Raw genomic sequence first — 22,931 nt, forward strand, 5'->3', positions numbered from 1 at the left:
ATGGACGCCGATGTCCTGATCGCGGGCGGCGGTCCCGTGGGCCTGTACCTGGCAGCCGCGCTGCTGCAGGAAGGCGTGACGGTGAGGGTTTTTGAGCAGCGGCAAGCCGCGAACCGGCATACCCGGGCGATCGGCATCCACCCGCCGGCCCTGGAGGCGCTTGCCGGGGTGCAGGTGGCATCCAGCATGGTTCACGAAGGCGTCCGCATCCGTGCCGGAATGGCGGTCAGCGGCGGCAGGACGATGGGAACCATGGTGTTCGACCATGTGTCCAGGGACTTTCCATTCGTGCTGGCACTCCCGCAGTTCAGGACCGAGCAGCTCTTGGAAGAGCGTGTCCTCGCCCTCGATCCGGGCGCGATTGTCAGGGGCGCCCGCGTCACGGGGGTTACGGACGACGGCGGCAGGGTCACCGCTGCGGTGGAGGCCGGCCCGGGTGCCACGCGTCCGTGCGGCGGTGCGACTGGAGCGTTGCTCGTTGCGGCCGACGGCGCCCGGTCAGTGCTGCGGGAGCGGCTCGGCGTCCCCGTTGCCCGCAGGACCTATCCGGACCATTACCTCATGGGCGATTTTGAGGACGGCACGGAGTACGGGGACAAGGCCGTCCTGTTCCTCGAGCCCGACGGAATCGTTGAGTCGTTTCCGCTGCCGGGAGGCGTCCGGCGCTGGGTGGTGCGGCTGGACTCCCCCGCCGGAGCGGCTGCAGGGCCCCACGATCTTGCGGAACTGGTGCGCCGCCGGACCGGGAACCAGCCGGATCCAGCGTCCAACTCCATGCTGAGCGCCTTCAGCGTGCGTTCCGGAATTGCGCAGAGGACAGTCGCCGGACGCGCAGTGCTGCTGGGTGACGCCGCCCATGAAATCAGCCCCATCGGCGGGCAAGGCATGAACCTTGGGTGGTTGGGAGCCCGGGACCTTGCGCCGTTGGTCTGCGCCGCCCTGTCGGGCAAACCCATGGGCCTTCAACTTCGGAAATTCGAGCGGAACCGCCGCCGGGCAGCCCATGGGGCCCGTCGGCAGGCGGAAATCAACATGATGCTGGGCAGGCCGCTGACGCAGCCGCTCCTGCAGTTCCGTGTTGCCGGCATTGGTGCGGCCGCGGCAATACCCGCGGTGAACCGCTGGGCCGCGAAGCGCTTCACCATGCAGTAGCAGGTTTCCGGCGCGGAGGGCGGCTACCGGAAGTAGCAGTCGTAGCTGTCCTGGCTCACGATCACACCGTCGCTGACCTGGAAGACGGACGATGTCCTGGCACGGATCGTCTCGCCCCGGTCCCAGTACCTCAGGTCCATGAGCACCGTGGCGGACCAGTCAGCCTCCACCACCACCCGGCCGCCCTCGCACGTGGTGCGCCGGACAGTGAACCGCTGGTCCTTGACCACCTCGCGGCTTTGGTCGGCGCCGGCCAGTACCGCCGCCAGTGTCCGCGTGGAACCTTCCGGTGCCAACAGGTGCGGGGCCTCGATCAGCACGAACTGCTCCGCGAGGAACGGCCGGATGTCCGCGGCACCGCCACCCGCTTCAAGGACCCGGATGAATGCCAGGACGTGTTCCAGCGGGGACTGTGCAGGAAGGGAATCTTCAGCCATGCAGTAGACCCTAGCCGACCGTTCCTGCGTGCCGTCCGCCAGTAGGCTGTCCCCATGACCCAGACTGTTCCCCCGACCACCGCCAGCGCCGGTCAGATCCGCGAGCTTGTTGAGCAGGTCCTCTCTGCCGGATCCCTCCCGCCCATTGTCCAGGCCGGGCACCCGGCACTCCGGCAGCGTGCCGCTGACTTCGATGGCCAGCTGTCAGACGACCAGCTGGGCCGCCTGGTCGAAGTCATGCGCCAGGTCATGCATGAAGCACCCGGAGTAGGCCTTGCCGCGCCGCAGCTGGGCATCCCCCTGCGGCTGGCCGTCCTGGAGGACCAGTACGACATCGACCCGGCTGCTGCCGCCCTCAGGAACCGGAGCCCCCTGGACTTCCTTGCCATCCTCAACCCCCGCTATACACCGGTTGGCCCGGGACATGCGTCATTCTTTGAAGGATGCCTTTCCCTCAACGGGCTGCAGGCGGTGGTGGCGCGTCCCGAGACCGTCCTGCTGGAGTATGCAACGCCCGACGGCGCGGCGGAGCGGCGTGAGTTTTCCGGCTGGCAGGCGCGCATCGTGCAGCACGAGACAGACCACCTCGACGGCATCCTGTACATAGACCGTGCCCAGCTTCGTTCGTTGAGCAGCAACGCCGAGTACGCGGCCCACTGGGCGGAAGCGGGCATCACCAAGGCACGGGAAGGGCTGGGTTTCGACGACGGACCCGCCGGGATCTCCCTCGGCTGACAGTTACCGCTTCCTCCGCATGCAGGGCTGGCGGGGCTGAACGCCCAGCCAGCCCTAAACTGGTTCCCATGCCTTCCGCGGACCTTCCCCTCCTGTGCCCCGTCTGCTCACGTCCACTGGAGTACCTGCCTGCGGAGGCCACGCACCAGCCACGCCTGTCGTGCCCGGAGGGGCACAACTTCGATGTCGCCCGGCAGGGCTACTTCAACCTGCTGGTGGGTAAGGGCACACCCTTTGAACCTGACAGCGCCGCGATGGTGGCGTCACGGTTCGCCTTCCTGGGGAACGGCCACTACGCGCCGCTGGCACACGCCCTGGCCTCCGCCGTCGTACCTTTACTGCGGGAGGAAGGCGCTGTGGTTCTGGACTCCGGAACCGGGACCGGCCATTACCTGCGGGAGATCCTCGACGCTGCAGCCACCGCGGGCCGCCCGGCCTCTGCAATCGGACTGGACATCTCGAAGTTCGCCCTCCGCCGGGCTGCCCGCCTCAACCCGGAGGCCGTCCACCTGGTCTGGGACATCTGGCGGCCGCTTCCGGTGGCGGAGAATTCGGTGGATGCGGTCACCGTGGTCTTCGCTCCGCGGAACCCCGAAGAGTTCGCCCGGGTCCTGCGCCCAGGGGGTGTGCTGGCAGTGGTGACGCCGCGGCCCGGACATTTGGCAGGCATCGCGGCCGTAACCGGAATGCTCGGCATTGAAGAGGGCAAGGACGAGCGCCTGGCGGACGCAATGGCCGGGCACTTCGAGCCCAAAACATCCCTTGACGTGGACATACCGCTCACGCTGGGCCGCGCGGCCGCGGCGGACCTGGCGTTCATGGGACCGGCCGGCCACCACCTCGACCGGGACCAGATCACGGCCCGGCTGGAAAGCTCCGCGGAACCGGTTCGGGACGACGCAAGGTTCCGGATTTCCGTGTTCCGGCCCCGGGCCCAGGGCGCCCCGTAACGACTTGGCCACTATCCCCCGGCGCCCGCTGTGAACCCGCCCACAAGCCAGGTCCGCGGACTACGATGAAATGACAGTTACTGGCGGGTCCGCGGACGCGGCTCCCCCGTGACAAAGGGGGAAGCAGGAATGTTCGAATGGCTTGGGGAAAACTGGTGGGCGTTGTGGCTTACGGCTTTCCTGGCGTTTGCAGTGATCGAGATGATCACCCTTGACCTGTTTTTCATCATGCTGGGCGGCGGATCGCTCGCCGCACTCGTAGCCGATTTCGCCGGCGCCGAGCCCTGGCTCCAGGTAGTCATCTTCTGCATCGTGTCGCTGCTCATGGTCGCCTTCGTCCGGCCCGTGGCCCTGTCCCACCTGAAGAAGGGACCCTCGGAACAGCGGACCAACGTGGACCGGCTGATCGGTGAGCCGGCCGTGGTCATGGAGGCCGTGACGTCCGACGGCGGCCTGGTGAAAATCGGTGGAGATATATGGAGTGCGCGCTCCGCTGCGGGAGTGCTTCCCGCAGGCCAAACGGTGGTTGTAGCGGCCATCGACGGCGCAACAGCAGTGGTTTCGGTGCCGCCCACGGCGGCCACCGGGCCTGATACAGCCTGACAATTGGGGAACAAGGAGTTGTATGGAAAACGCAGGCGGAACCGCACTGGCCATTGTGCTGGTGGTTCTGATCGTCTTTGTCATCATAGTTCTGGTCCGGTCCGTCCGGATTATTCCGCAGGCGCGCGCCGGCGTCGTTGAACGGCTGGGTAAGTACCAGCGAACCCTGAATCCGGGCCTGACCATCCTGATTCCCTTTGTGGACCGGCTCCTGCCGCTCCTGGACCTGCGTGAACAAGTCGTGTCCTTTCCGCCGCAGCCCGTCATCACCGAGGACAACCTGGTGGTCTCCATCGATACGGTGGTCTACTTCCAGGTAACAGACCCCCGCGCCGCGACGTATGAGATCGCCAATTACATCCAGGCGGTCGAACAGCTCACCACCACCACCCTGCGCAACGTGGTGGGCGGCCTGAACCTGGAGGAAGCCCTCACATCCCGGGACCAAATCAACGGGCAGCTCCGCGGCGTCCTGGACGAGGCCACCGGCCGCTGGGGCATCCGCGTTTCGCGGGTTGAACTGAAGGCCATTGATCCGCCCCACTCCATCCAGGACTCCATGGAGAAGCAAATGCGCGCCGAACGTGACCGCCGGGCCGCGATCCTGACCGCCGAAGGAACCAAGCAGTCGGCCATCCTCACCGCGGAGGGGCAGCGCCAGGCGTCCATCCTGGCTGCGGAGGGTGAAGCCAAGGCCGCCATTTTGCGGGCGGACGGCGAATCGCAGGCCATCCAGAAGGTCTTCGACGCCATCCACAAAGGAAACCCGGACCAGAAACTGCTGGCCTACCAGTACCTGCAGACGCTGCCCAAGCTCGCCGAAGGCTCGGCCAACAAGCTGTGGATCATCCCCAGCGAAGTCGGGGAAGCCCTGAAGGGAATTGGGAACGCCCTGGGCGGCACCAACGGGGAGGCCGGGACACTGTTCCAGGACGCTCCCGCAGAGCGCACGCAACCATAAGCATCCCGAACACCAGGAGGGTTTGGCGGCGGACGCCGAACCCTCCTGTTTTGTCTGCGGTGGGATAAGAGTCGTATAATTGGGTATTTGTCCGGCAGGAGAATACCAGCTGGAACAACCAAGCTTCGCAATGCGTTGAATCTTATGATGCAACACACTGCACAAAGTAGTCCGGCGGTGCCACGGCACCACCGGCTAGCGCGGAGATTTCATCCGCGAACCGACCAGAGGGAGAAATCATGAGCGATCGCAGCCTGCGGGGCATGCGCCTTGGTGCGCAGAGCATGGAGACCGAGTCCGGAGTTGAGCCGGCTCCGCGCCAGCGGGTCGAGTACCGTTGCGCGGATGGCGAGCAGGTCTTCGTCACGTTCTCCTCCGAGGCGGAAATTCCTCCGGTGTGGGTCTCCAAAACCGGTAAGGAAGCGCTCCTGGTCGACGGCGAAAAGCCTGACACCAGCAACGACAAAGCAGTCCGCACCCACTGGGACATGCTGCTCGAACGCCGCTCCCTGCCTGAACTCGAACAGATCCTCGAGGACCGCCTTACCATCCTGCGCGAACGCCGCGGAGAGCGGCGCTCGGCATAGAGCCAGTCCGCAAATAGGGGGCGGCCCCGCACAATGGTGCGGGGCCGCCCCCTATTTTTGTGCCGGCGTGACCGCCGGCGGTGCCCCTGCGGGCAGCGGCCTAGGCCCGCTTGTTCTTCAGCTTGCCGGCCAGGGTGTTCCAGCGTGCTGCCAGACCCCATTTGGTGACGTTGACCATGGCTTCGACCACGATGTTGCCGCTCATCTTGGATGCGCCGAGCTCGCGTTCAACGAAGGTGATGGGGCGTTCCTCGATGCGCAGGCCCAATTTGGCGACGCGCCATGCCAGGTCCACTTGGAAGCCGTAGCCCACGGAGTCCACCTGGTCCAGGTTGAGCTTTTCCAGGGTGGTCCTGCGGAAGGCGCGGTATCCGCCGGTCACGTCCCTGATGGGCAGGGCCAGCATCAACCGCGCGTAGGTGCTGCCGACGCGGGAGATTGCCTGGCGGTACAGCGGCCAGTTGACCACGCTGCCGCCGGGAACCCAGCGGGACCCCATGGCCAGGTCTGCGCCCTGCTCAACGGCCTCCAGCAGTTGGGGAAGCTGTTCCGGCTGGTGGGAGCCGTCTGCATCCATTTCCACCAGGACGTCGTAGCCGGCATCCAGCCCCCACTTGAAGCCGGCAATGTAGGCGGCGCCCAGACCTTCCTTGCCCTTGCGGTGCAGGACGTGAACCTGGGAGTCTTCTGCTGCAAAGCCGTCGGCGAGCTGGCCGGTGCCGTCAGGGCTGTTGTCATCGACCACCAGCACGTCCGACGCCGGAACGGCCGTCCGCAGGCGCTGGAGCGTCTTGGGCAGCGATTCCAGTTCGTTGTAGGTGGGAATGATCGTAAGGACGCGCACAGAGGGCCTTTCCTGGTGGAAGTGGTCGGTGCACCTGATACCGGGTGGGCCGGCGGCGGGCGCAACTCCCCATTATAGGGTGGAGCGTTCCCGGGTCAGGAACGCAGGGCCGGGCTCACGAACAGTTCGGCACCGTCTTTCACGGTTTGCAGGCACACCGGGTCCGAGCCGGTGTCGAGCGCCGGAAGAAGGGGGGTCCTGGCGCGCGGATCGGTGCTCCATGACTGCACCCTGCCGTCAGCGACCTGGACCATCAGCTCCTCAACCTCCCAGACGGCGAAGCTGGCAGGGGCGCCCGGGACCAGTTGGCCGGCCATGGGGTTGGCGTGCCGTGCCGCCCTCCAGCCCGCACGGGTGTGCCCCAGGAACGCTGCGCGCGCGGAAATGCGCTGGTCCTCGTTGTGGTGTTCCACGCAGGCGCGCACGCTGGACCAGGGACGCAGAGGCGTGACGGGGCTGTCGCTGCCGAAGCAGACGGGAACCCCGGCGGAGTAGAAGGCAGCGAAAGGGTTCATCGACCCGCTCCGCTCCCCCAGCCGCTGCTCGTACAGGCCTCCGGGGCCACCCCAAGCTGCGTCGAAGGAGGGCTGCGCGCTGACGGTCACCGAGTAGTGCGCCAGCCTTGCCACGGCCGCGGCGTCGGCCATCTCCACGTGCTCAAACCGGTGGCCCGCCGCGCGCACCCGCTGCTCGCCCACTTCCTTGGCCGCCAGGTCCAGTGCCTCGAGCGCAGCGTCCAGTCCGGCGTCGCCGATCACGTGGAACCCGCCCTGGATCCCGGCAAGGGAGCAGGCGGCAAGGTGGGCGGCCGCCTGGTCTACGCCCAGGTAAAGGGTGCCCCGTTCCTGGCCCGCATCACTGTAACCGGCGCGCAGGGCGGCGGTGCGCGAGCCCAGGGAACCGTCGATGTTCAGGTCCCCTGCCAGGCCGCGGACTCCCGCCCCCAGTTCGGCCACCAGTGCGCGTGCCTGCTCCTCGGACGAGACCAGCTCGCCCCAGTACGGCATCACGTCGGGATAGCGGGGCTGCCCGGCTTCAGGGGCGTTCCATCCTGCAGCCAGCCTCAGGTCCTCAGCCCCGCCGATGTGGGGTGCGCCCATTTCGGCCAGGGCGACATACCCGTTCGCCGCAGCCTCCGCCAGGGCACGGGCCTGGTGCCGCTTCAGCACGCCCTGGGGCAGCCGTCGGGTCACCAGCCGCGCTGCCTCGTGGGCCGCCCGTGCCACCCGGGCGCCGCCGTCGTAGCCGTCCTTGTCCTGAAGATCCGCAGACCTGGCCAGGGACGTGGACACCAGCGCGGAGTGCACGTCCACACGGGAAAGGTAAACCGGCCGGCCCCCGGCTGCCCGGTCAAGTTCTTCCGCCGTGGGCAGGGTGGGATCCGCCCAGGTGCTCTCGTCCCAGCCGTGGCCCAGCACCGGTCCGTCCCCGCGGTCCCCGGCGACAGCATCCAGCAGTGCCCGGGCCGACGTTACCGGCCCCAGCTGGAGCGACTCGAGCGCGATTCCGGTTTCGGTCAGGTGCATGTGGGAGTCAACGAAGCCCGGTGCAACCAGGGCGCCGCGGAGGTCGATGATGTCCATGGTGCTGTCGGCAATGGACGTCGCCGCCTGTTCCGATCCCACCCAGGCAACTGTGTCCCCATCCACCAGCATGGCGGTGGCGAACGGATCGGCCGCCGTATACACGGATCCATTGCGGTAAAGCACCGGGGCTGGTCGGGAGGCGTCGGCGGGGGTCGAATCAGGGCGGGGCATAAAGTCAGGACTCCTGGAAGGTGGGCAGGCCGTGTCGGCCCGGCCGGGGGTTATCGGGTTTACAGAACGGACGAGTAAGCCACGACGCCGCGGCGGATGAGGTTGATCGCCTCGGCGCAGAGCCGCGCCAGGCGCGGATCAAGGCCCGGGATCTTGGCGAGCTGGTCCAGCAGGTCCAACACCTGCTTGACCCAGCGGACAAAGTCCCCGGCGGCAAGGTCGGTGCCGCTCAGGACATCCTGCAGGTGGCGCCCGCGGGCCCATTTGTACAGCGGCCACACGAGGCCGAGTTCAGGTTCGCCTGTCAGCGGAAGCTTGTTCTCCTCTTCCACGTCTTCGAGAACGGACCATTCCTTAACCACGATGTCCACCGAGGTCTCCAGGGAGACACTGGGCATGCGCGGCCGCAGGCCCCTGTCTTCGCGTTTAGCCTGGTAGACCAGGACGCTGGCCAGGGCAGCCACTTCCGCCGCGTCCAGGTCATCGAACGCGCCCAGCCGCAAGGACTGGGAGATCAGCAGGTCCTTTTCACCGTAGATCCGGCGCAGCCGCTGGCCGTCAGGGCTGATGTTCAGCCGGCCCTCTCCGGCGTCTTCCAGGTAGCCGTACGCGGAAAGGACGTCGCAGACCCGGTCGAAGGTCTTGGCGATGGTGTTGGTGCGCCCCTGGATCTGGCGGACCAGGCCATCCGTTTCGCGCCGCAGCTTCCACCAGCGCTCCGACCACCGGGCATGGTCTTCGCGTTCGCTGCACCCGTGGCAGGGATGGGCTTTGAGGGCCCGGCGCAGATCGGCGATCCGCCGCTCCTGGTTGGGGAGGGCGGCGCCACGGCCGAAGTCATGGTTGCGGTTCTGGCCGGGAGCCGGAGGACGGTTTTCGCGCAGGGCGTTGCGGACGGAGGATGCCAGGTCCCGGCGCGATTTTGGCACCTTTGCATTAAAGGACTTGGGAATCCGGACCCGGGTAACCGGCGCGATAGGTCCCTCCAGGTCATCGGTTCCAATCCGGCGCAGCTGGTTGTCCAGGGTGAGCACGGCCGGCCGGGGTTCACGGCTTCCGTGGTCGGAACTAAGGACGACGGCGGGCCCGGGGGCACGTCCGCCGGGAACGTTCACCACGTCCCCGGGCAGGAGGCGGGCCAGGGAGTCGCCGCTGAGCGATTTCTGGACGCGGGACTTGGTCCGGGAGGTGGCGCTCTCGGCATCGGAAAGTTCCCGGCGCAGCCGGGCATACTCAGTGAAGTCACCCAAATGGCAGGTCATCGATTTGGCGTAGCCGGCAAGCGACTCCTCCCGGCTGCGCACCTGCCGGGCCAGCCCAACCACCGAACGGTCAGCTTGGAACTGGGCAAACGAGGACTCAAGTATCTCGCGGGCCCGGGCACGCCCGAACTGTGCCAAAAGGTTGATGCTCATGTTGTAGGTGGGCCGGAAACTCGAGTTCAGCGGATAGGTTCGCCGGGACGCCAGGCCGGCCACCGCCGTCGGGTCCGTCCCGGGCTGCCACAGCACCACGGCATGGCCTTCGACGTCGATCCCCCGCCGGCCGGCCCTTCCGGTCAGTTGGGTGTATTCGCCCGCCGTTATATCCACGTGGGCTTCGCCGTTGAACTTGTCCAGTTTTTCCAGCACTACCGAGCGGGCAGGCATGTTGACGCCCAAGGCCAGGGTCTCAGTGGCGAAAACGGCTTTCACCAGGCCATCGGCGAACAGCTTTTCGACAACTTCCTTGAAGGTGGGCAGCATGCCGGCGTGGTGGGCAGCAAAGCCCCGGAGGAGGCCATCACGCCAAGTCCAGAATCCCAGGACGTCGAGATCGTCCGGCGGGATGTCCTGCCCGGCCTCGTCCACACGCTGGGCGATAATCCGCTGTTCCTTCTCGGTGGTGAGCCACAGGCCGGACCCTACGCATTGAGCGACCGCGGCTTCGCACCCCGCGCGGGAGAAGATAAAGGTGATAGCCGGCAGCAGGTCCATCCGGTCCAGGCTTGCAATGACCTGGGGCCGGCTGGCAGGGCGCACTCCGGTCGACTCTCCCCGGCCCGGCCGCTCGTACCCCCGGCGGCCACGCTGCCCCCGGCCGCCGGGGCGGCTCCGGAAGCTTTGCTGGCTTTCGCTGCGCGCAACGGAGAGCAGGTCAGGATTGACGTCGAAGCCGCGCCCCTTGGCGGTCCCGGCCGGGTTCACGGACGTAGCAGGTGGCTGTCCCTCTTCATCCACTGGCGGGGCGATCTCGTCAAACGTGGTTTCCCCCGCGAACAGGTCCATAATCTGCCGCCCCACCATGACGTGCTGCCACAGTGGCACCGGCCGGTGTTCGGAGACGATGATGTCGGTGTCCCCCCGGACAGTGTCCAGCCAGGCACCAAATTCCTCGGCGTTCGAAACGGTGGCGCTCAGCGAAGCGACCTGGACCTCACTGGGCAGGTGGATGATGACTTCTTCCCAGACTGCTCCGCGGAACCGGTCGGCAAGGTAGTGGACCTCGTCCATGACCACGTAGCCCAGGTCGCCCAACGTGGCTGAGTCCGCGTACAGCATGTTCCGGAGGACCTCGGTGGTCATGACCACCACCTGCGCGTCCCCGTTGATGCTGGTGTCCCCAGTCAGGAGGCCCACGTTGTCCGCGCCGTATTTCTGGCTCAGTTCACTGAACTTCTGGTTGCTGAGCGCCTTGATGGGGGTGGTGTAGAAGGCCTTCAGGCCCCGCTGGAGAGCGAGGTAGATGGCAAACTCCCCCACGATGGTCTTGCCGGCTCCGGTAGGGGCAGCCACCAGGACTCCCCTGCCCTCCTGCAAAGAACGGCAGGCTTCGCGCTGGAAGTCATCAAGCTCGAACTCAAGCGTCCGGGAAAACTGTCCGAGGTAGGTGGCCGCCTCTGCCCGGCGCTCGGCGCTGGCACGGTACCTCTCGGCTGGCGAAAGTTCATCGGGATCGACGGGGCCGGCGGAGAAGGGTCCGGTGGTGGAGGACATACCCCAAGCCTAGCGGCAGGCTAGAGCTTCTTAAGTTCACTGCTGGGGGTGGCGATGTCGGCAGTGGCTTCGGTCTCCTCGACGTGCCTGGCCTCACGGCGTTCCCGGCGCTTGTCGTTCATGATGCAAATGCCGATCGCTGCAAAGAAGAGCACCAGCAATGGGCCGGCCAGCATGAACATGGAGATGGCATCCGCACCCGGTGCTGCGATGGCTGCCAGGACGAACACCAGGAAAACGGTGATGCGCCAGGCCTTCAGGATGGTGCGGCCGGACACGATGCCGGCCATGTTGACGCCGACCAGCACCACGGGTACGAGGAAGGCCAGGCCCAGCATCAGCACCATGCGGGTGACGAATTCGATGTAGGTCCTGGCATCTATGACGCTGGAGGAACCTGCCGGCGTGAATTGGGTCAGCGCGTGGACCACCTGCGGAACCACGAGCCAGCCCACCCAGATTCCGGCGAGGAAGAGCGGAATTGCAGCTGCCATATAGCCCAGCGTGTAGCGCCGTTCCTTGGAGGTAAGCCCCGGAGTAATGAAGGCCCAGAGCTGGTAGATCCAGATGGGGCTGGAGATGACGGCCCCAATGAGGAGCGACATCTGCAGCTTGAAGTCGAAGGGCGACGCTATGGTGCCGAAGTTGATGGCCGCCAGGCCCCCGGTTTCATTCGAAATCCGGTTTACCGGTTCGGCGAGGGCCTTCAACAGCGGATCGTAAAGTATCCAGCCCCCAATGCCGCCGATAACGACGCCGATAGCCGACTTGATCAGCCGGTTCTTCAGCTCTTTGAGGTGTTCCCACAGGGACATGCGCCCCTCGGGATTGGCTTTACGGGCCCGCGACAGTGCCACGGGAGGTCAGGCGCGGGTGGACGGCGGAACGTCAGTGCCGTCAGTCGGCTCACCGGGCTTCGCCTTGGGGTGGTTCACGATGGTGCCTTCCACCGGGCCGGAAGCCTCAGTGGTGGTGTCGGCTTTGCCGTCGTTCTTCATTTCCTTGACCTCGGACTTGATAATCCGCATGGACTGGCCCAGGCTGCGGGCCATGGCCGGAAGCTTGGGGGCGGCGAAGAGAAGCAAAGCAACAACGATGATAATGACGATCGGCCAAGGGCCATCAAAGAGTCTTCCCACGGGAAATCCTTTCCTCTAACTACATCCTACTTCTATGTGAAGTCGAGATCTCCGAGCGCCTGCGGCTGGCCCCGGTCCTTCTTGCGCTGCACTCGCCGGCGGCGGCGTTCTTCGCGCCGGGCCGATTTGGATGCCTCGTAATCATGTCGCATCGCGGCGGGTGAGGCAAAAACGGCAGAACCGGGCGCGGCCGGCCGCGTCTCGGTGGATTCCTCGAGGTTAACGGGGGCCAGATGTCCCAGCTTTTCACCCGCAGCGCTGAGATCCTTGACCGTCGCCATGAACTGGCGGAAGAGACGGATGCCTAAAAGGACGTAAAACAGTACGGACACTGCGACGAGCGCCACCCATATAAGAATCCAGGACCACCAAGGCATGCTGTGAAGTCTATCCGGCGTACCTGTCCAACGAGGCAGACAGCCACTCCCGCGCGGCGTCAGCCAGCCCAACAGGTGCCAGGATGCGGACCATACCTCCGTGCTGGGCCACGAACATCGGCAGCCACGCCGTGTTGCCGAACCTGATTTCGGCCACTAATCCGCCGTCGGGCAACTCCGCCGTGCGTTCCGCGTAGTAGTCCTCCGCCAACCCCCTGCCCTGCCGGGTGAGCTGGACGGTGACTGTCGTGTCGTCGTCGTTCGCCGTGAAGAGCTTGGCGGGGGCCCCTCCCGCCGGCGGCCCGTGCGTGGCGGCGGGCCGGCCGTTGGGGCGCACCTCCTGGACCCGGTCCAGCCGGAAGTTCCGCAGCCCGTCCACCAAATGGCACCACGCTTCGAAATACCAGGTGTTGTCCAGGGAGTAGAGCCGCAGGGGGTCTACGTCACGCTCAGTCACCGCGTCCCGCTGCGGCGCGAGGTAGGACAGGTGGAGCTGGGAACCGGACTCGATTGCCTGGCGGACCGTGGCATGGGTGGCAGCGTCCGCGGGAGCCACCTGCGGCCCTGCGATGGAGGCGGCGCCGAGTCCTTCCTCGCCGGCGGCGGCCAGCAGCTTCAGCGTGACCGATTCCAGGGCGCCTCCGCCGGGCAGGCCGGGCAGGGTGTTCAGGGTTTCAAGCCCGGTCAGCAGGGCACATGCCTCCGACACGGTGAAGCGGACGGGCTTGTTCAGGTCGAGGTCCTGGGTGATGTACACGTGGTCGTCGTCCCACTGGATGTCGAGGAGATCGTCAGGATAGCCCTCGGGCAAACCTGAGCAAATGAGGATCCGCAGGTCGGCCTCGAGCTCTTCCCTGGTGATGCCAAAGTGCTCTGCGACGTCCCGGATGTGCAGGCCCTGGTTATGGACCAGGAACGGGACCAACTGCAGCATGCGTTTGAGCTGGTCCTCCGAGGTCCCCTTCCGGGCTGCCCGGGGCCGGGTATCGGAGAACGCGTAGGCGGGGACGGGCGCGGCGGTGAAGTCGGCAGCAGCCTGCAGCCGGCGCCGCACTGCCGCTGCCAGCTCCACGGGTTCCACTGCCAGGGCATCGGGGCCATAGCTGGCCAACTCTTCGGCGAGGACTTCCGGGTCGCGGTACTCGAGGACCAGCCGGTCCCAGCCGTCGTCGGGCGTTCCGGCACCCGCGTCTGCGCGGCCGTCCATGGCCCGTCGGCGCAGCGCCAGCAGGCGGCCCTGCCTGACGTCAACGACGGCGGTGCGCAGCGGCAGTTCCGGCAGCCGGGCCAGTTCGGCGCGGATGTTGAAGCCTGCTGGCGGCCGGTAGTGCTCCTTGTTGAGGACGGCCACGGCGCTGGTGAAGCGCGACAGCCGGAAATGGCGGGGAGCGTTGCGGGCCCGGTCGTAGCCCATGAGGTACCACTGGCCGAAACGGCTGCCCAGGCCCCACGGCTCAACGGTCCGTTCCTCCTCTTTGCCGGTGCTTCCGGCGAGGTACGTGAAGCTGACTGGATGGCGGGCGTGCATGGCGGCAACGATGTCATCGAAGGCCTGGCCGGCGGGTTTGATGCGCGGCTGGACGCCGGCCGGCAGTTCCACCTCGGCCAGCCTTCCCGAAGCCTGGAGCTTGCGGAGGGCGCTTTGGGCGGCTGTCCCCAGCGCCGCGCGCTCCCAGAGTTGGGAGGCCAGCAGGAGGACTGTCCATTCCTCCGGTCCCAGCTGGACGTCCGGGAGCCGGCTGGATTCCTTGCCGATCCGGTACCTCGTGGTGGCGGGGTCATCCTCGCTCCAGCCGAGGTCCGTCAGGGTCTCAACCTCGAACCCCATGGCCCTAAGGTCGTTCTTGTCCCGCTCGAACATGCGCCCGAACGCGACGTCGTTGCCGGAGGTGTCGTGGTAGACCTTTTCCCGCAATTCACTGCGGCGCAGTCCGTAGCGGGTATTGAGCAGCGCAATCAGCAGGTTGAGGAGTCGTTCAGTACGGGATACGGACACCTTGGTTACGTTACTAAACTCCCCGGGTGAAAGCAGAAAGCGCGGCAGCACGGGAGGGTGTCCCCCCTGCTGCCGCGCTTTGCGGTGCGATCAGTTTCTGCTTGTGCTGTCGCCTCAGCGGACGGCGACGAGGTCCACGACGAAAATCAGTGCCTCGTTGGGCTTGATCGCTCCACCGGCTCCACGGGAGCCGTATGCCAGTTCTGAGGGGATCTCCAGGCGGCGGCGGCCGCCGACCTTCATGCCCAGCAGGCCCTGGTCCCAGCCCTGGATGACCTGGCCGACACCGACCCGGAAGTCCAGCGGTGCGCCGCGGCCCCAGGAGGCGTCGAATTCTTCGCCCGTGGACCAGGCGACGCCGACGTAGTGGGTGGAGACGGTGTCCCCTGCTTTGGCTTCCTTACCGTCACCCTCGATGAGGTCCGTGATGACGAGTTCCGTGGGGACGTCGCCTTCCGGGAAGTCGATCTCGGGCTTCTGGCGGTCGAATTCCCGCTGTCCAAACGACATGCTTGCTCCTAATGAGTGCGTGGTGATGGGTGCCGCGAAGGACGCGGCGTCCCTGTAAGTCTTGCTACTTGACCCCGAGGATGTCCACTACGAAGACAAGGTCGCCCTTTGCCTGGCCCTGGCCGGCATCTCCGTAAGCCAGGTCCTTGGGGATGACAAGCAGGACGCGGGAGCCCACAGTCTTACCCGCGAGGCCCTGGGTCCAGCCTTTGATGACGCCCGAGAGCGGGAAAGTGGCCGGCTGGCCGCGGTCGAAGCTGGAGTCGAATTTGGTGCCGTCGGAGAGATTGACGCCAACGTAGTTCACGGTGAGCGTGTCGGTTTCCTTGACGGCGGCGCCCGTGCCCTTGATCAGGTCCTGCGAGACCAGGGCAGTGGGAGCGGGTGCCCCTGCGACGTTGATCTCCGGGACGCCGTCTTTTTCCGTCACAGTCGGCAGCCCGGCCGGCGGCGTCACCGCGTCACCCTGAGGCTTGTCGAGGACGGGGGTGGGGTCCGAGGCGGAAAGGACCTTGATGATCAGCAGCTGGGATGGCCCGGCTGCTGCGCTGGGGCTGGGGCTTGCGCCATCTGACGGGCTCGGGCTGGCCGAGGGTGCACTCTGCTGGGCAGGGACGGCGAGGGCAAGGCTGGAGCCAACCTTTGCACCCACGAACGCGTTGTAGATCACGGCACTGCTGGTCTTCAGCTCGTCGTTCAGCTCCAGGCTTTCCGGCTCATTGGGGAACGTGTCCTCCAGTTGGGAGCCATCCGAACCGTTGACGGCCAGGATGGAGATCTTGGCTACCTGGTTTGCCTTGACGGTGTCGCCGCTGCCTTCGGAAACCACCTTGATGGTGGGCTGGGTGACGGCCAGGGGCTTGTCGAAGTCCACACCCGGGGCCTTCTTGTCCCCGTTGTCAGTCAGCTTGAGGGAGTCGAACTTTGCAGTCTCCCCGGCGGACTGGCTGCTTGGCTCAGGCTGCGGGGCTGTGCCTCCGCAGGCGGTCAGGAGCAGCAGGCCGGGAAGGAGGATTGCTAGTAGTCGGCGCACGTAGTAAAACTTTCGTCGGGGCAGGGTGGACACGGCTTTCCGCATGGCTGCGGACAACGCCGTAGAAGGTCCCTTTAAAAAGGACCTTATCCAGAATAGACCCTGAAGCTGGACGTCAGCCCATAGAGTCCAACAGGGCATCCACGCGCTCATCAACGCTGCGGAAGGGATCCTTGCAAAGGATTGTCTGGTGCGCGCGGTCGTTGAGCTTCAGGTGCACCCAGTCCACGGTGTAGTCGCGTCCCAGTTCCTGCGCACGGCGGACGAAGTCGCCGCGCAGCTTGGCGCGCGTTGTTTGCGGCGGTGCGTCCACGGCTCCCTTGATCACGGTGTCGTCGACAATACGACGCACCGCACCCCTGGACTGCAGCAGGTAGTACAGCCCGCGGCTGCGGGAGATGTCGTGGTACGTCAGGTCGAGCTGGGCAATCCGGGGGGCCTCCAGTCCCAGGTTGTGCCGTTCGCGGTAGTTGTCCATCAGCTTTTTCTTGATGGCCCAGTCGATTTCGGTATCGATCCCACTGGCGTCTCCGGACTCGATCGCACGGAGCGTTCGCTCCCACAGGTCCAGGATCAGGGGAACATGCGGGTTGTGGGCGCCGTGCTCCTGGACGAAGGCTGTGACCTTGGTCAGGTACTCCTGCTGGATTTCAAGTGCGGTGAGCTGCCGTCCGTTGGCCAGGCGGACCAGCGCGCGGCCACTGAGGTCGTGGGAGATTTCCCGGATGCTTCGGATGGGGTTCTCCATCCGCATGTCGCGCATGATTACCCCGGCCTCGATCATTCGAAGGACCAGGTCCACGGTGCCGACTTTCATCAGCGCGGTGGCCTCGGACATGTTGGAGTCGCCCACGATCACGTGCAGCCGCCGGTAGAACTCGGCATCGGCATGCGGTTCGTCCCTGGTGTTGATGATGGGCCGGGACCGGGTGGTGGCGGACGAGACGCCCTCCCAGATGTGGTCGGCACGCTGGGAGAACGCATACGTGGCACCGTGGGGCGTCTTCAGGATCTTTCCCGCGCCGGCTATGAGCTGGCGGGTGACCAGGAACGGAATCAGGATTTCGGCCAGGCGGGAGAACTCGCCGCGCCGGGGAATCAGGTAATTCTCGTGGCTGCCGTAGGAGTTCCCGGCCGAGTCGGTGTTGTTCTTGAACAGGTACACGGTCCCGTTAAAGCCTTCAGCAGCGAGGCGTGCCTGGGCCTCATCCACGAGGTCGTCGAGAATGAGTTCGCCGGCCCGGTCGTGCGCGATCAGCTGGGCGAGGTCGTCGCACTCGGCCGTGGCGTATTCCGGATGCGACCCGACATCGAGGTACAGCCGTGAACCATTGGTGAGGAACACATTGGACGAGCGCCCCCAGCTGACCACCTTCCGGAACAGGTACCGGGCCACCTCCTCCGGCGCGAGAGGTCTCGAGTCGGGGCTCGAGTAGGAGATCCCAAACTCGGTTTCGATACCGAAGATTCTCTTGTCCATGTGGTCCTCCTAGGCCAGCAGTGCGGTGATGTCCGCGTCGTTCAGCCGGCGGAAGGCACGCCGGCTGCCGCGGGAGTTTTCGGAGACCCGGTCCAGGACGGCGACTTCCAGTGCACCCGGCGGCAACGGTGCCGCCGGCTGGTCCCCCTCCTGGGCGGGGGTAAGTCCCTTCAGTGCCAGCCTCACGGCATCGGCGAAGCCCAGGGAGGACTGCCACCCTTCCCCGATGGCGGATGACACTTTCTCAGCCTGTCCGCCCATGACGACAAAGCTGTGTTCGTCGGCGATCGAACCGTCGAAGGTAAGCCGGTAGAGATGGTCCTCGGCCTGCGTGGGTCCAACTTCGGCGACTGCGAGTTCCACCTCGAAGGGCTTTTGCTCGGCGGTGAAGACGGCCCCCAGGCTTTGGGCGTACACGCTGGCCAAGCCCCGCGCGGTCACATCCTCACGGTCGTAGGAGTAGCCCCTCACATCGGCGTAGCGCACTCCGGCCTGGCGGAGGCTTTCGAATTCGTTGTACTTGCCGACGGCGGCGAACGCGATTTTGTCGTAGATTTCCCCGATTTTGTGCAGGGACGGCGACGGGTTCTCGGCTACGAGGGCGATGCCGTCGGCGCAGCTGATGACCACTACGGAGCGGCCCCGCGCGATGCCTTTCCGCGCGAAGTCCGCGCGGTCCTTCATTAGCTGTTCAGGTGAGACATAGAACTGCTGGGTCATCTCAGGCCTCCCGTCCGGCGATGGTGCGCGCTTCGATTACGCTGCGCGAGGCCGCCGCGAGTTCGGCTTCAGGGACGCGCCGGGCTCCGGTCCTGTCAACCGTGTACACCACCGGCCACAACTGGCGGACTGTATCCGGACCGCCCGTTGCCGAATCGTCGTCGGCGGCGTCATACAGAGACTCCACGGCAACGGAGAGGGCCTGCTCCGGGGTCAGGTTGGGCCGCCAAAGCTTCTTCAGGGCACCGCGTGCGAACACGGAGCCGGAGCCGACGGTGTGGTGTTCGTGTTCCTCGTACCTGCCGCCGGTGACGTCGTAGGAAAACAGGCGGCCAACGCCGGCGCTGATGTCGAATCCGGCGAACAGGGGCACCACCGCAAGTCCCTGCAGGGCCAGGGGGAGGTTGCCTCTGATCATGGCACCCAGACGGTTCGCCTTGCCTTCAAGGCTGAGCTGGGTGCCTTCAATCTTTTCGTAATGCTCAAGTTCAACTTGGAACAGCCGCGTCAGGTCAATGGCTATGCCGGCAGTTCCGGCGATGCCCAGGACGGAGAAATGATCAGCCGGGAAGACTTTCTCGATGTGCCTGCTGGCAATGACGTTTCCCATGGTGGCCCGCCTGTCGCCCGCCATCAGGACGCCGCCGCCATAGCTCATGGCAACGATGGTGGTGGCATGGGGAACCTGGACCGGCGCAGCGGTTGACGCACCTCCCGGGAGGGGCCGGCTGAAGGGCAACAGCTCAGGCCGGTCCCGCTGCAGGTGTTCGGTAAAAGACGAGGTGGCGTTGGCGGCTACCTGGTTGGCGGTTGATTCCTGCACTCATCACTCCTTGAATGTGGTACTCACAACGTCGGTACAGATCCCGGCCTTCCGCGGCTTCAGCCACCCAGCGGTCCGGGTTACTGGCCGCCCTTTTGGACGAATGCCCGGACGAACTCTTCGGCGTTGGATTCGAGGACGCCGTCGATCTCGTCGAGCAGGTCATCCACGCCTTCGGTGGATGCCGAGGCCTGCGCCTCCGGTGCTGCCGGGGGTGCTTCGGGGATGTCTTCGTCGACCTGGGTGTCACGTGACTGCGGCTGCTGCTGCTCCTGGCCTGCCATTGGTTTTCCTCTTTCTTCCGTCGGTGGATCCGGCGGATCCTCCGATATGCCCATCCTGCCACGGGACGGGCGTTCCGGCGCTGTTTACGCCGCAGGCGGAGTGCTGTTGTGTCCCAGCAGTTCACCCAGGAACGGTCCCGCTTCCCGGTAGCGCTCAAACAACGCTCCAGTCAGGGCTTTGGTTCCCCTCAGTGGCTCACGGGTGGGCACCCGCTGAAGCCTCCCGTAGCCGGGCACGTCGAAGATGACCGAATCCCAGCTTGCCCCCACCACATCCTTGCCAAAGCTGCTGATGCACTTGCCCCGGAAGAACGCCCGGGTATCCGCCGGTGGCTCCGCCACGGCAGCTGCGATGGCGGAATCATCCACCACCCGTTGCATCCGGTTCCTGGACAGCAGGCGGTAGTAGAGGCCCTTCTCGGGCCTGATGTCGGCCCACTGCAGGTCGACAAGGCCCAGCCGGGCGTCGCTCCAGTCCAGGCCGTCGCGCTGGCGGTAACCGTCCAAAAGGGAGAGCTTGGCCAGCCATTCCACCGCGGTGGCCGCCGCGGCCCTGTCGCTGTCGAGCTGGGTGAGGACAGACGCCCACCGTTCCAGGACCTCATGGGTGTGTCCGTCGCCGTCCACGGCATCGCCCACACCGGTGTCCTGCGCAAGTTTGGCGGCGGCCTCGTGGTACATCCACTGGAGATCCAGTGCTGTGACGCGCCTGCCGTCCAGCAACCGGATTTTGGCAGTCAGGGACGTATCGTGGCTCACCGTTTTGAGGGCGGTGACGGGCTCATATACCTCGATTTTCGGAGCCAGCCCGGCTTCGACCAGGCTGAGGACCAGGGCGGTGGTGCCGAACTTGAGGTAGTTGGACACCTGGCTGAGGTTGGCGTCCCCGATGATGACGTGCAGGCGCCGGTACTTGTCAGCGGTGGAATGGGGCTCATCCCGGGTGTTGATAATGGGCCGGCGGATGGTCGTTTCCAGGCCCACCTCTGCTTCGAAGAAGTCGGCGCGCTGGCTGATCTGGAAGCCAGGGATGGAGCTGTCCTGACCGATACCCAGCCGGCCTGCCCCGCACACCACCTGCCGGCTGACGAAAAACGGTGTCAGCCCGCGCACAATGTCCCCGAACGGTACGGACCGGGGCATGAGGTAGTTTTCGTGCGAGCCGTAGGAAACCGATTTGTTGTCCGTGTTGTTTTTGTAGAGATTGACCGGCGGCAGGGTCGGGTCGGCTGCCAGTCGGCGCACGGCCGCCAGGCCCACAAGGTCACCGGCGGCGTCCCAGGCCACAGCGTCCCGGGGGTTCGTTACCTCGGGGCTGGAGTACTCGGGGTGGGCGTGGTCGACATAGAGCCGCGCGCCGTTGCCGAGGACCATGTTCATCAGGAGCGTCCCCGACTCGTCCTGGCCGTCGAGCTCCAGTTCCTCGCGGCCGTAGGCCAAAGCCACCGCCTCCGCATCGAGCACCGGCGGCTGGTCCGTCAGCTGGGAGGGATGGGCGGCACCGCGGTCAACTGTCCAGCCGCGGGCATCGTGCAAAGGCTCCTCATCCGTGTAGTCCCAACGCGTCTCTGCCCCGCCGGCCGCCCGCTGCCGGGTGACCTGCGCGTAGGCCTGGACCACGCGGGCGCTCATCATGGTGGCGTTGGCGGAAGGGGCTGACGGAGCGTGGATTCCGTATTCCGTTTCTGCCCCCATAACCCGCATGGCCCCGCCGGCGGGGAGGGCCTCCCCGCCGGCGGATCCCTGTGAACCCGTCACAGATACTGTCCAGTAGTGGGCATTGTCTCGATGGACTTGCCGGGCTCCTGGCCGGCTTTGCCCTGCACGATGGTGCGGATATAGGTAATCCGTTCACCCTTCTTTCCGGAGATGCGTGCCCAGTCATCTGGGTTCGTGGTGTTGGGCATGTCTTCGTGCTCACGGAATTCGTCCACCACGGCGCGCAGCAGGTGCTCGATCCGGAGACCTTTCTGGTGTGATGTCAGCAGGTCCTTGATGGCATACTTCTTGGCCCTGTCCACCACGTTCTGCACCACGGCACCGGAGTTGAAGTCCTTGAAGTACAGCATTTCCGTGTCACCGTTGGCGTAGGTGACCTCCAGGAATTCGTTGGATTTGTCGGTGGAGTACATCGCCTCCACGGTGCGCTGGACCATGGCGTCGACGGTTGCCTGGACATCACCGTTGTGTTCGGCCAGGTCTGATTCGTGGAATGGCAGGTCCGGCGTGATGTATTTGTTGAAGATGTCGGCCGCTGCCTCCGCATCGGGCCGCTGGATCTTGACCTTCACGTCAAGCCGGCCGGGCCGGAGGATGGCGGGATCGATCATGTCCTCGCGGTTGGATGCGCCGATCACGATCACGTTGTCCAGGCGCTCGACGCCGTCGATCTCGCTGAGGAGCTGGGGCACAATGGTGGTTTCGACGTCGGACGAAATGCCGGTGCCGCGGGTGCGGAACAGCGAGTCCATTTCGTCGAAGAACACCACGACGGGGCTGCCGTCCGAGGCCTTCTCCCGGGCGCGGGCGAAGATCAGGCGGATGTGCCGCTCGGTCTCGCCAACGTACTTGTCAAGGAGTTCCGGGCCCTTGATATTCAGGAAGTAGCTCTTCAGGTCGACATTCCCGGACCGCTCCGCGGCGCGGGCCGCGAGCGAGTTGGCAACGGCCTTGGCAATCAGGGTCTTGCCGCAGCCGGGAGGGCCATACAGCAGGATGCCCTTGGGAGCCTTGAGGCCGTGCTCACGGTAGAGGTCCGGGTGCAGGAACGGCAGTTCCACGGCGTCCCTGATCTGCTCGATCTGGGGGCCAAGGCCGCCGATGTCCTCGTACGTGATGTCCGGAACTTCCTCGAGGACAAGGTTTTCCACCTCTGAGCGGGGAACCTTCTCCAGCGCGTATCCGGTCCGGGAATCGACGGAGAGGGCATCGCCGACCCGCAGTTTTTCGGAAAGGAGCGCACCGGAGAGCCGGACAACGCGTTCTTCGTCCGCGCGGCCAACCACAAGGGCGCGGTCCCGTCCAAGCATTTCCTTCAGGGTGGCCAGCTCACCTGCCCGCTCGTAGCCCAACCCCGCGACGATCAGGAGTGCCTCGTTCAGCAGCACCTCCTGGCCGACCGCAAGCTGGTTGATGTTGACCAGCGGGCTGATGCCCACGCGCATCTTCCGGCCCGCGTTGAAGATGTCCACCGATTCCTCGGTGGCAGCCTGGCCGCTGTTGCCGGGGGCGGGCTGCCGTTTCGGGTTGATTTGGAGGATGGTGCCGAAGCTGTAGGGCGGTTGCCCTTCCTGGTCCAGGGCGTTCTTCAGGCGGAGAATCTCTGCCTTCGCCGTCTCAAGCATGCTGACCAGCTTCGAGTTGTTCTGCGTTGCCGCTGCCAACTGGCGGTCGATGTGCCTGAGCTTGTCCCGAAGTATGTTGACCTGGCGGTCAGCAACCGAGAGGTCGTTGGCGGCAGACTGCTCTGCCGGTGTACGTCCGGAGTCCTGGTTTGGTGTCTCCATGATGTATCAGCCCCTTCCTGCGCTTCTCTTAAGACATTAGTCCCAAGAGGCCGGGTAGGGAT

Annotated in this window: 22 protein-coding genes; 6 read left to right on the forward strand and 16 right to left on the reverse strand. The window is 65.6% G+C overall.

Annotated features, from left to right (window positions below):
* A complete protein-coding gene (locus NIBR502771_RS14775) occupies positions 1-1,152 on the forward strand; it encodes an NAD(P)/FAD-dependent oxidoreductase (RefSeq protein ID WP_141160407.1) in 1,152 nt (383 codons plus the stop codon).
* 23 nt (positions 1,153-1,175) lie between these two features.
* Here NIBR502771_RS14775 and NIBR502771_RS14780 read toward each other — a convergent pair whose 3' ends face one another.
* On the reverse strand, positions 1,176-1,589 hold the full coding sequence (locus tag NIBR502771_RS14780) for a nuclear transport factor 2 family protein (RefSeq protein WP_141160408.1): 414 nt from the start codon (positions 1,587-1,589) through the stop codon (positions 1,176-1,178).
* A 54-nt stretch (positions 1,590-1,643) separates the two neighbouring features.
* On the opposite strand from NIBR502771_RS14780, the gene NIBR502771_RS14785 reads away from it, so the two are divergent.
* From NIBR502771_RS14785 to NIBR502771_RS14805, 5 genes are all read left to right on the forward strand, one after another.
* Entirely contained in the window at positions 1,644-2,324 is a 681-nt protein-coding gene (locus NIBR502771_RS14785) for a peptide deformylase (protein WP_141160409.1), read from the forward strand.
* A 68-nt stretch (positions 2,325-2,392) separates the two neighbouring features.
* On the forward strand, positions 2,393-3,274 hold the full coding sequence (locus tag NIBR502771_RS14790; RefSeq protein ID WP_141160410.1) for a methyltransferase domain-containing protein: 882 nt from the start codon (positions 2,393-2,395) through the stop codon (positions 3,272-3,274).
* Positions 3,275-3,403: 129 nt separating this feature from the next.
* A complete protein-coding gene (locus NIBR502771_RS14795) occupies positions 3,404-3,877 on the forward strand; it encodes an NfeD family protein (protein ID WP_141160411.1) in 474 nt (157 codons plus the stop codon).
* A gap of 22 nt (positions 3,878-3,899) precedes the next feature.
* Positions 3,900-4,838, forward strand: coding sequence for an SPFH domain-containing protein (locus tag NIBR502771_RS14800; RefSeq protein ID WP_141160412.1), 939 nt, complete (start codon positions 3,900-3,902; stop codon positions 4,836-4,838).
* Between the two features lie 239 nt (positions 4,839-5,077).
* Entirely contained in the window at positions 5,078-5,425 is a 348-nt protein-coding gene (locus NIBR502771_RS14805) for an RNA polymerase-binding protein RbpA (protein ID WP_026266052.1), read from the forward strand.
* Between the two features lie 100 nt (positions 5,426-5,525).
* Here the strand turns inward: NIBR502771_RS14805 and NIBR502771_RS14810 are convergent, their stop codons facing one another.
* From NIBR502771_RS14810 to arc, 15 genes are all read right to left on the reverse strand, one after another.
* Positions 5,526-6,269, reverse strand: a complete 744-nt coding sequence (locus NIBR502771_RS14810) for a polyprenol monophosphomannose synthase (protein ID WP_141160413.1) — start codon at positions 6,267-6,269, stop codon at positions 5,526-5,528.
* Positions 6,270-6,364: 95 nt separating this feature from the next.
* On the reverse strand, positions 6,365-8,026 hold the full coding sequence (locus NIBR502771_RS14815) for an amidohydrolase (protein ID WP_141160414.1): 1,662 nt from the start codon (positions 8,024-8,026) through the stop codon (positions 6,365-6,367).
* Between the two features lie 59 nt (positions 8,027-8,085).
* Positions 8,086-11,001: an RNA helicase gene (locus NIBR502771_RS14820; RefSeq protein WP_141160415.1), complete on the reverse strand. Its 2,916-nt coding sequence runs from the start codon at positions 10,999-11,001 to the stop codon at positions 8,086-8,088.
* A 20-nt stretch (positions 11,002-11,021) separates the two neighbouring features.
* Complete coding sequence (gene tatC / locus NIBR502771_RS14825; protein ID WP_141160416.1) at positions 11,022-11,816, reverse strand: twin-arginine translocase subunit TatC; 795 nt, start codon at positions 11,814-11,816, stop codon at positions 11,022-11,024.
* A 48-nt stretch (positions 11,817-11,864) separates the two neighbouring features.
* On the reverse strand, positions 11,865-12,140 hold the full coding sequence (gene tatA, locus NIBR502771_RS14830) for a Sec-independent protein translocase subunit TatA (protein ID WP_141160417.1): 276 nt from the start codon (positions 12,138-12,140) through the stop codon (positions 11,865-11,867).
* Positions 12,141-12,172: 32 nt separating this feature from the next.
* A complete protein-coding gene (locus tag NIBR502771_RS14835) occupies positions 12,173-12,517 on the reverse strand; it encodes a hypothetical protein (protein WP_141160418.1) in 345 nt (114 codons plus the stop codon).
* A 10-nt stretch (positions 12,518-12,527) separates the two neighbouring features.
* Entirely contained in the window at positions 12,528-14,513 is a 1,986-nt protein-coding gene (locus tag NIBR502771_RS14840; RefSeq protein ID WP_141160419.1) for a YafY family protein, read from the reverse strand.
* 114 nt (positions 14,514-14,627) lie between these two features.
* On the reverse strand, positions 14,628-15,023 hold the full coding sequence (locus tag NIBR502771_RS14845) for an FKBP-type peptidyl-prolyl cis-trans isomerase (protein ID WP_141160420.1): 396 nt from the start codon (positions 15,021-15,023) through the stop codon (positions 14,628-14,630).
* A 64-nt stretch (positions 15,024-15,087) separates the two neighbouring features.
* Complete coding sequence (locus NIBR502771_RS14850) at positions 15,088-16,056, reverse strand: FKBP-type peptidyl-prolyl cis-trans isomerase (protein ID WP_141160421.1); 969 nt, start codon at positions 16,054-16,056, stop codon at positions 15,088-15,090.
* A gap of 115 nt (positions 16,057-16,171) precedes the next feature.
* On the reverse strand, positions 16,172-17,536 hold the full coding sequence (gene pafA, locus NIBR502771_RS14855) for a Pup--protein ligase (RefSeq protein WP_141160422.1): 1,365 nt from the start codon (positions 17,534-17,536) through the stop codon (positions 16,172-16,174).
* A gap of 9 nt (positions 17,537-17,545) precedes the next feature.
* On the reverse strand, positions 17,546-18,256 hold the full coding sequence (prcA, locus tag NIBR502771_RS14860; RefSeq protein WP_141160423.1) for a proteasome subunit alpha: 711 nt from the start codon (positions 18,254-18,256) through the stop codon (positions 17,546-17,548).
* Position 18,257: 1 nt separating this feature from the next.
* Positions 18,258-19,079, reverse strand: coding sequence for a proteasome subunit beta (prcB, locus tag NIBR502771_RS14865; protein WP_141160424.1), 822 nt, complete (start codon positions 19,077-19,079; stop codon positions 18,258-18,260).
* An 80-nt stretch (positions 19,080-19,159) separates the two neighbouring features.
* The gene (locus tag NIBR502771_RS14870; RefSeq protein WP_141160425.1) at positions 19,160-19,363 is read right to left on the reverse strand and encodes a ubiquitin-like protein Pup; all 204 of its coding nucleotides are present in this window, start codon (positions 19,361-19,363) and stop codon (positions 19,160-19,162) included.
* Positions 19,364-19,447: 84 nt separating this feature from the next.
* On the reverse strand, positions 19,448-21,067 hold the full coding sequence (dop, locus tag NIBR502771_RS14875) for a depupylase/deamidase Dop (protein ID WP_168225796.1): 1,620 nt from the start codon (positions 21,065-21,067) through the stop codon (positions 19,448-19,450).
* Positions 21,068-21,117: 50 nt separating this feature from the next.
* Positions 21,118-22,869, reverse strand: a complete 1,752-nt coding sequence (arc, locus tag NIBR502771_RS14880) for a proteasome ATPase (protein ID WP_141160427.1) — start codon at positions 22,867-22,869, stop codon at positions 21,118-21,120.
* Positions 22,870-22,931: the final 62 nt, after the last annotated feature.

Origin of the sequence: Pseudarthrobacter sp. NIBRBAC000502771, from assembly GCF_006517215.1 — a bacterium.
Lineage (GTDB): Bacteria > Actinomycetota > Actinomycetes > Actinomycetales > Micrococcaceae > Arthrobacter > Arthrobacter niigatensis.